This window comes from uncultured Kluyvera sp., assembly GCF_902485085.1.
Classification (GTDB): domain Bacteria; phylum Pseudomonadota; class Gammaproteobacteria; order Enterobacterales; family Enterobacteriaceae; genus Kluyvera; species Kluyvera ascorbata.
This window is the reverse complement of sequence record NZ_CABTJS010000126.1, coordinates 51847-60088: the sequence shown is the minus strand read 5'-3', so window position 1 is coordinate 60088 and position 8242 is coordinate 51847. Positions and strand designations below refer to the sequence as shown.

At 49.6% G+C, this 8242-nt stretch carries 7 protein-coding genes, 1 tRNA gene and 1 pseudogene; 3 read left to right on the top strand and 6 right to left on the bottom strand.

Features of this window, described 5'->3' with window-relative positions; translation table 11 throughout:
• The first annotated feature begins 39 nt into the window (after nt 1–39).
• A tRNA-Pro gene (locus tag RDN66_RS15440) sits at nt 40–116 on the top strand.
• A 206-nt stretch (nt 117–322) separates the two neighbouring features.
• On the opposite strand, the pseudogene RDN66_RS15435 reads toward RDN66_RS15440, so the two are convergent.
• From RDN66_RS15435 to RDN66_RS15420, 4 genes and pseudogenes are all read right to left on the bottom strand, one after another.
• Nucleotides 323–415 (bottom strand): annotated as a pseudogene (locus RDN66_RS15435) (LexA family transcriptional regulator); the annotation flags it as partial.
• Between the two features lie 231 nt (nt 416–646).
• Nucleotides 647–1048: a hypothetical protein gene (locus tag RDN66_RS15430; RefSeq protein WP_202218187.1), complete on the bottom strand. Its 402-nt coding sequence runs from the start codon at nt 1046–1048 to the stop codon at nt 647–649.
• Nucleotides 1048–1641 carry a hypothetical protein gene (locus RDN66_RS15425; RefSeq protein ID WP_202217564.1) on the bottom strand — a complete coding sequence of 198 codons (594 nt, stop codon included), beginning with the start codon at nt 1639–1641 and terminating at the stop codon, nt 1048–1050. Before RDN66_RS15425 ends, RDN66_RS15430 begins: the two co-directional genes overlap by 1 nt.
• Nucleotides 1642–2363: 722 nt before the next feature.
• Nucleotides 2364–2870: a phospholipase D family protein gene (locus RDN66_RS15420; protein WP_374044025.1), complete on the bottom strand. Its 507-nt coding sequence runs from the start codon at nt 2868–2870 to the stop codon at nt 2364–2366.
• Between the two features lie 175 nt (nt 2871–3045).
• Between RDN66_RS15420 and eco the strand changes: the two genes are divergently transcribed.
• Nucleotides 3046–3537 (top strand): serine protease inhibitor ecotin, encoded by a 492-nt coding sequence (eco, locus tag RDN66_RS15415; RefSeq protein ID WP_035892643.1) that lies wholly within the window; start codon nt 3046–3048, stop codon nt 3535–3537.
• Between the two features lie 76 nt (nt 3538–3613).
• On the opposite strand, the gene mqo is transcribed toward eco, so the two are convergent.
• Nucleotides 3614–5266 carry a malate dehydrogenase (quinone) gene (gene mqo / locus RDN66_RS15410; RefSeq protein ID WP_202217562.1) on the bottom strand — a complete coding sequence of 551 codons (1653 nt, stop codon included), beginning with the start codon at nt 5264–5266 and terminating at the stop codon, nt 3614–3616.
• Nucleotides 5267–5538: 272 nt separating this feature from the next.
• Between mqo and RDN66_RS15405 the strand changes: the two genes are divergently transcribed.
• On the top strand, nt 5539–6777 hold the full coding sequence (locus RDN66_RS15405; RefSeq protein WP_202217561.1) for a SulP family inorganic anion transporter: 1239 nt from the start codon (nt 5539–5541) through the stop codon (nt 6775–6777).
• Here RDN66_RS15405 and mgtE read toward each other — a convergent pair.
• Nucleotides 6740–8176 (bottom strand): magnesium transporter, encoded by a 1437-nt coding sequence (gene mgtE, locus RDN66_RS15400; RefSeq protein ID WP_035892638.1) that lies wholly within the window; start codon nt 8174–8176, stop codon nt 6740–6742. The two genes, RDN66_RS15405 and mgtE, sit on opposite strands and share 38 nt — an antisense overlap.
• Nucleotides 8177–8242 lie beyond the last annotated feature (66 nt).

Sequence of the window (8242 nt, the reverse complement as noted above, 5' to 3'; positions counted from 1 at the left end):
GCAATCGGGGATAAAAGCGGTACTATTTTTGTCATGCGTCGGCACGTAGCGCAGCCTGGTAGCGCACCGTCATGGGGTGTCGGGGGTCGGAGGTTCAAATCCTCTCGTGCCGACCAAAAAAATCATAATAACCAGCCTGTTATGCTGGTTTTTTTATGTCTATTTTCCATTTGGGGAATTACTGGGGAATAATCCCCCGATTTTTGACACCGTTATAGCAGCAAAAATACAGCTCTTCACATCACCGGATAGTTGCAAACTCCCCTGTTCTGGTAAGTAATCACCCAAAAACAGGATGCGACCCCGTTTACCCTCATTCATATTCAGGTAGATCTTCTCTTTGCCCATTTTCTAGGTTGATCAGATGTGGAGTCGGGTACAGGCGATAACGCTTTATCCTGAACTCCCCTTCGATATTTACAGATGGTGATTGTAGAATTTTTTGAACGTTCTGGGGTGCTTAATAAAAAATGGAGGCTTTCACCTCCAATCAAAGTTCAACATTTGTAAGTAGCTAACCATACAATCGCGACTGTGCCCAAAATGGGGATAATAATATTTTAGGTTATTAGGAATATTCTTATAAAAACCAAAACACGATGCATAACAACAGGACAATATAGAAATGCTTATTGAATAACATATGTCAGCTATTAGGCATGATTTGAGAATTAACTACTTTGTAGTCTTGTTTTTTATCGACAACCATTCTCAACTTCCATTTTCCCTTGCACATTTCATCAGCACCACATGTACGCCAACCTTTATCAAAAAGATAATCATTAGCTAAATTAGCACGCTTCCCTACAACAGAATCCGCTTCACTAGATATTTGGTCTAAAGATTGAGAATATTTAAGAGCTTTCTTTTCTGCTGCTTCATTCTGTGCTTTTGTTTTATGGATATCACAACCATTACCATCAGTCATTTGGGTACAGCCTGATTTAATCAGTTGGTTTCTATATCCTTCACTAATTGCATGAGCTTTAGGGGGAGCTATAGGAGATACAAACAGAGCTACAACTACTGCTACAGTTACTTTATTCATTACCAATGTCCTCTTGAGCCAGATTGAGCAGAACCACCACCAATATGATTACCACCACCTAAACCATGTGCAGAGTTACTATTCGCGGCGTTATTAGCGCCATTACCCGAACCATGTTCAGAATGTGAATTGCCACTGTGTTCATTGTGACCTCCCATACGTACAGTGAATGGGCCAGGAATTACAATTGGTTTACTAAGCACTAGTGGTGTTACAGTTTTAACCGCTGGGATCGAAGGGGTTAATGTTGTTTGCGTAACAGCAGGGATTGATGGAGTCAGAGTTGACCATGCTTGAGCTTCTGGAGTACTTCGAATTGCATCAATACGATCTTGAGCAGTACGAATACTATTTTCATATGCTGATACTCTAGCCCCATTAGCCGGATTGCTACGATCATTGTTATAAGCATCAAGAGCATTTTGCATATCATCATGAGCATGTTGCGCTTCTTGACGAATAGCATCGATAGCAGCAGCTTTTTGATCAATAGTCATGGCCCCAGTAGTAGCAAAAGACGAAGCCGACACCAGACAAAGAACAACCAATAAATTTTTCACATCCGGTACGGATGAACAGAAATTACATTTCATTTATTTAACATTCCAAACCAAAGAGTAAAAATGAACACAATGACTTATTATAAAAATAGGAACCATAAAACGAACTAAAATAGATAGTTAAAGCCCCTACCTCAACTTTAATAACAGCTGCAAAGATAGCAGTATAATTATTAGGGTACTGATGGAAAGCCCCCCAAGCACAAGCAATAGCACCACCTAATAAAGTCTGAGTTAACAGGTAATGAAAAAATAAAACAGGTTAAAAGAACACTATGAACTTACATCATTAATAAAAATAAAATAAATAAAGCTAACCAAAGAGTAACAAACATTATTAGTAATAATATTTATGTAGGAAACGTAATGTAGCAATTTGTGCTGTAGTTCACTAATGAAAATATTTCACAGAGGTACTACTCATTGATTGATCCCGAACAAAATTAAAAATAGAAATTTCTGTATGGGTATAGCCGCATTTACGACGATAGGAGGAAATGAAAGACCTTAGGTCTGCTAATAGTTTGTTAATAAAATTAAAATGAAAAATAACTCTAGTACGGTAGCCAGCTAAGAGTAAGAAGAGAGAAAAGGGGGGGCACGGTAAGTTTAAAACTTCACGACTATCACGAGTGATATTAATCGCTGCTGGTCCATTCACATGAATCTATACAAACCATTTACCAGAAGGAAATGGTTTGAAAGAGGCCATTCTTGCTTATCTTATGTTGCACATGCTTAAGATTATGCCTTTACTACGGCTTACCCAGCGCCCAGCGACTGTCAAAATGCGTCTGATACTGACGAATGACCTCCGGCTCATCACGGATCACCAGTACGTTTTCTGAATTTTCCGTTTCTGCGGATTTAGCGAAGTTAAAAGACCCGGTCTCCAGCGTATTGCCATCAACAATCATCACCTTATCGTGCTGAATGTGATAATGGCCGTCGATGCGAACGTCAATACCGTTTTCTTGCGCCCGGGCAATAGCCTTCAGGCTAACCTCGCCCTGATTTCGTCGCTTATCAATTACCGCCCTCACCTTCACGCCGCGTTTTTGAGCGCGAATCAGCGCGTCGACAATGTCTTTGGACTGAAACGAGTAGGCCATCATGTCAATGGACCGCTGTGCGCCATCGATAGTGCTCAGCACCAGCTCACGGGCGGAACCTTCAGGTGAGAACCCAACCTGAATTGAGGCCTGCGCGGCAGGGAGAACGCCCAGAAGTGCAGCTATAATAAGAAATCGTGTCATTATCATCACTACCCAGAATATCCGCATGCCATCAAATGATATAAGCAGTCTTAATCGCTAGATTCACACAACAAGGCAATATTTAGAACTAGTCCTAATGCAAAATTCAGTAAAATACCATTACCATTGATGTCAGGAATGATATTCTCCTCTCGTTGCAAACTGATAAAAAGGATGAACAGTGAAAAACACACATAAACTTGCCGCATCGTTACTTGCCATCGCCTGCACTTCCAGCTTCGCCTGGGCCGCAGAACAGCCGCTGGAAAAGGTTGCGCCTTTCCCAAAAGCGGAGAAAGGTATGACGCGTCAGGTCATTCAGTTGCCGGAACAGAAGGATGAGTCTGCTTATAAGGTAGAGTTATTGATTGGCAAAACGCTGGAGGTTGATTGCAACCATCATCGCCTGGGCGGTGAACTGGAGAGCAAAACGCTGGAAGGCTGGGGCTACGATTACTACGTGGTAGAGAAAATCTCCGGCCCGATGTCAACCATGATGGCCTGCCCTGACCAGAAGAAAACCAAAAAATTTGTCACCGCGTCACTGGGTGATGACGCCATGCTGCGCTACAACAGCAAGCTGCCGATCGTTATCTACGCGCCAGAGAACGTAGAAGTGAAATACCGCATCTGGGAAGCGCAGGAAGCGGTACAAAGCGCCGTCGCGCGTTAATAAAAAACCCGGGCTCGCATGCGCTTGCCCGGGCTACCAATAGTAAAGTCCCGGTCATGCCGGGACTTTTTCTTTTTTAGAGCGCAATATCCGCCATTTCTTTGGCTTCTACCGGTTTTGACGTCACCTGAACTGCTGGCGTAGGATCCGCCTCGCGGGTCGCTTCATGGCGCAGCCCCAGCACTTCGCTGGTATACGCCAGCGTTTTCTCAATCAGATGTGGGTTTTCCGTCAGCGTTGAGCCATAGGTCGGTACCACAGCGCGAATTTTTTGCTGCCATTCAGCCGTCTGCATTTTGTCCTTAAATACCTTCTCCATCAGCTCCAGCATGATAGGCGCAGCGGTTGATGCGCCAGGGGAAGCCCCTAACAGCGCGGCAACGGTACCTTCGTCATCGCTGACCACTTCAGTGCCCAGACGCAGCACCCCACCAATACGCGCATCACGTTTGATAATCTGCACGCGCTGACCGGCTTGCCACAAACGCCAGTCCTGCTTTTTCGCCATCGGATAGTAGGTGCGCAGCGCCGCATGACGGTCTTTATCTTTCTGCAATACCTGGCTTACCAGGTATTTCACCAGATCAAAGTTATCCAACCCGACGTTCAGCATCGGCAGAATGTTGGATTTGTTGGTGGACGCCAACAGATCCCACAGCGAGCCGTTTTTCAGGAAGCGCGTAGAGAAGGTGGCGAACGGCCCAAACAGCACCACGCGTTTACCATCGATAATACGGGTATCGATGTGCGGAACGGACATCGGCGGTGCGCCCACGGAAGCCTGACCGTAAACTTTCGCCAGGTGATGGTTAACCACTTCCGGGTTTTCACACACCAGGAACTGGCCGCCAACCGGGAAGCCCGCGTACTCTTTAGCCTGAGGAATTTTGGTTTGCTGAAGCAGCTTCAGCGCCGCACCGCCTGCACCGATGAAAATGAACTTCGCTTTGATGGTGCGTTTTTCATGGCTGCCGTTGGCATCTGAAACGGTGACGTTCCAGCTGTTATCTGCGTTGCGGCGAAAACGGCGCACCACGGTGTTGAGCTGCAGCGAGAAACGTTCGCGCTTTTTGAGGCCCTGAATGAGCTGACGAGTAATCTCGCCATAGTTCACATCCGTACCCGCTTCGGTGCGCGTGGCAGCAATCTTCTGCTGTGGATCGCGTCCTTCCATCACCAGCGGCGCCCACGCCTTAACCTGTTCGTGGTCTTCAGAGTAGCGCATGCCGTTAAACAGCGGGCTCTGTTGCAGCGCACGGTAACGAGCGCGCAGGAAATTGACGTTGTCATCGCCCCACACAAAGCTCATGTGCGGCACGGTGTTAATAAAGCTTTTCGGCTGCGTCAGTACGCCGCGCGTAACCTGATGCGCCCAGAACTGACGGGAAATCTGAAAGGCTTCGTTAATATCAATGGCTTTATCGATGCTGACGGAGCCATCAGCTTTCTGCGGGGTATAGTTGAGTTCCATCAGCGCCGAGTGCCCGGTACCGGCGTTGTTCCAGCCGTTTGAGCTCTCTTCGGCGACGCTCTCCATTTGCTCAACCATGGTAATCGACCAGTCTGGTTCCAGCTCCTGCAGCCACGTACCCAGCGTAGCGCTCATAATGCCGCCACCGATCAGCAATACATCTGTCTCATGAACCACACGAGTCTTCGCCTTAGTCGCCACAGAAACCGTCTCGGTACCCGATTTCTGTGAGTTGGGTACAGCTATCTTTTTTTTCATCGTAGGGGGCCTTACTTGACTTGCGATTTGTTACATGCAGGTAAAAACATCCGTGCGGTTACGTTACCACCCAGGAAGATAAAATTAAATATTGTTTAAAATTTAAGTTGAGTTTTGAGATCTGTTATTAAAATGTTTAATAAATGTGTACAGAAAATGAGATTTGGTACTAGTAGAATGTGACGTAAAGCGGTATTATTCTCCCCTTTGTGATGGTACGCACGGAAGCTGGGATTATAGAAAACCCGCCATCGATAACCTGTGAATACCCTATGTCCAACGCTTCTTCCTCCCCTCTTTCTGGCTCCCTACTCTCCGTCCTGACATCACCTTCGATGTTAACGCGTGAGGTACTGGCTGGCGTGATTACCGCGCTGGCGCTGATCCCTGAGGTTATCTCGTTTTCCGTTATTGCAGGCGTTGACCCAAAAGTCAGTTTGATCGCCTCCGTGGTGCTGTGCCTGTCGATGTCGTTTCTCGGCGGCCGCCCGGCCATGGTCACCGCCGCAGCGGGCTCAGTCGCGCTGGTTATCGGGCCGATGGTACATCAGCACGGCGTTGCCTACATTTTGCCCGCCGTCGTGATGGCAGGTATCATTCAGATTTTGTTTGCTGCCTGCGGCATGGCAAAACTCATGCGCTTTATTCCGCAGTCCGTGATGACCGGGTTTGTGAACGCGCTGGGGGTGTTGATTTTCTTCGCTCAGGTTCCCCATTTCTGGAGTCGTAGCCCGCTGATTGTCGCGCTGTTTGCCGCCACCATTCTCATCGTGCTGTGGCTTCCTCGCGTCATGAAAAGTATTCCGTCGCCGCTTATCGCTGTGGTGCTGTTAACGCTCTACACCGCCACCAGCGGGCAGATTTTACCCACCGTTGGTGATGAAGGTTCGATGAGCGGCGGGCTGCCGGGCTTCACCCAGTGGCTGGTACCCATGAATCTTGAGACGTTGCAGATTATCTGGCCGTGCGCGCTGAGTATTGCCTTTGTCGGCCTGATGGAATCGCTGCTGACCGCTAAACTGGTCGACGATCTGACCGTCACGCCGTCCAATAAAACGCGCGAAAGCGCCGGGCTTGGCATCGCGAATATTCTGGCGGGCTGTTACGGCGGCATTGCCGGATGCGCGATGATTGGTCAAACCATCGTGAACGTGGAAATGGGAAAAGGACGCAGCCGGATATCAACGGTCGCGGCGGCGCTGGTATTGCTACTCCTGGTCACCGCATTAAGCGAAGTGATGGCGAAAATCCCAATGTCGGTGTTGGCGGGCATAATGGTAATTGTCGCCTTCAAAACCTTTAACTGGAAAAGCCTGCAGCCAGGCACGCTTAAACGCACGCCCTGGCCGGAAACGCTGGTGATGCTGGTGACCGTCGGCGCGACGGTCAGTACCGGTAATCTGGCGATTGGAGTACTGGCAGGCATTATCATGATGGTCATTGTGCCTGCCCGCCTGAAGCACCGCGCAAAGCTTAAAGCAGAAACACGGTCGCCAGCCCCAGAAAAATAAAGAAGCCGCCGGTATCGGTGATGGCGGTGATCATTACGCTGGATCCGACCGCCGGGTCATGTCCCAGTTTGACCATCGTCATCGGGATCAGCACCCCCATCACCGAAGCGACCAGCAGGTTCAGGATCATCGCCAGCGTCATGACGGCTCCCAGATGCGGGTCGTCATATAGCAGCCAGGTCACCGTGCCCATAATCCCGCCCCAGACGATACCGTTAATCAGCGCCACGCCCATTTCACGCAAAATTAAAAACGAGAAGTTACCCGGCTGAATTTTCTGCAGCGCCAACGCGCGCACAATCATGGTAATCGTCTGGTTGCCGGTATTGCCGCCAATACCCGCCACAATCGGCATCAGCGAGGCCAGCGCCACCAGTTGAGAGATGGTGTGTTCAAAACCATCAATGACGCGTGAGGCAATAAACGCGGTACAGAGGTTGATAGCCAGCCACGCCCAGCGCGTTTTAACCGCTTTGGTCACTGGCGCAAACACGTCTTCTTCGCTGCTCAGGCCGCCCATGCGGCGTAAATCACTGTCGGTCTCTTCGTAGACCACATCCACGATTTCATCGATGGTCAAACGCCCCATCAGCTTGCCGTCGGCGTCAATAACCGCGGCGCTGATAAGGTCGTCACGTTCAAAGGTACGCGCTACGCTTTCCGACTTTTCCTCCGGATGGAAGGCGACCGGATCGGACTCCATCACTTCATGCACGTAGCGCTCTGCCGGGTTGAGCAAAATGGTTTTAAGCTCCAGTTCACCAATCAGGGTCTGGTCGCGCTGCACCACAAAGAGTTTATCGGTGTTCTCAGGCATCTTGCCCAATCGGCGTAAGAAGCGTTGTACCGATGCCAGCGTGACGTCCGGGCGAATGGTAATCACCTCGAACTCCATGATGGACCCCACCTGTTCGTGGGAATAGTTCATCACCTGGCGTACGCGCGCGCGCTCAGCAGGGTCCATGGAGGCCAGCAGGCGACCGGTCAGGTCACGCGGCAGATGCTGCACCATGTAAATCTGTTCGTCGATGTCCAGCGTTTGCAGTGCATCGAGCAACGCCCGGTCGCTCATATCTTCAATGAGGTCATCCCAGACGTTCTCCGATGCTTCGAGCAACACTTTCCCACGGCGGGTGTCTTCGACCAGATTCCACAGTGCGTGACGTTCTTCTGACGGCAGCGCCTCAAGGGTATCGGCAAGATCCGGCGGCGGCAGGTGTGCGACTAACGCGCCCACTTCCGCGAGGTCGTCCACCAGCGTGCCTTCATCGTACTGCTCGGCCAGCGTCAGCTTGCCCAGCAGCGCAGAGGTGACCGCTTTATCGGTTGTCAGCAGCCAGATGAGTCGCTGACGTTCTTCGTCACGCAGACGGGCGCTGTTCTTCTTCAACAGAGACATGAATAATCCTTATTCGGGAAAGTTCGCCCAACCGGATAGTCAGACGAATTAAGCATAGCGCGGAGA